Origin of the sequence: Bartonella sp. AA2SXKL, assembly GCF_042197205.1 — a bacterium.
Classification (GTDB): domain Bacteria; phylum Pseudomonadota; class Alphaproteobacteria; order Rhizobiales; family Rhizobiaceae; genus Bartonella.
Window position 1 is genome coordinate 1 of sequence record NZ_JBHIRN010000180.1, and the last position, 305, is coordinate 305.

The window sequence follows — 305 nt, forward strand, 5'->3', positions numbered from 1 at the left end:
ATTGGGGCTTTTCAGATATCGGACTTTTTGGCCTTCACGCTGCCACCGGACAAGAGAAACTAAAAGAACTGCTTCCTGTAATTCTCGATGAGCTCTCTAAGGTAAGCAAAAATATCCACACCAATGAACTTCAACGAGCACGAGCACAATATCGAGCTACCCTTACAATGGCGCAGGAAAATCCATCTAGTCAAGCTAATTTCATTGCCCGTCAAATACTTCTTTATGGCAGAGAAATTCCACTATCTGAAACAATTGAACGCTTAGAGCTTATTACTCCTGCAAGATTAACTGATTTAGCTGGC

At 42.0% G+C, this 305-nt stretch carries 1 pseudogene; it reads left to right on the forward strand.

Going from position 1 to position 305, the window contains the following annotated elements:
- A pseudogene (locus ACFINS_RS10545) lies at positions 1-305 on the forward strand (insulinase family protein); the annotation flags it as partial.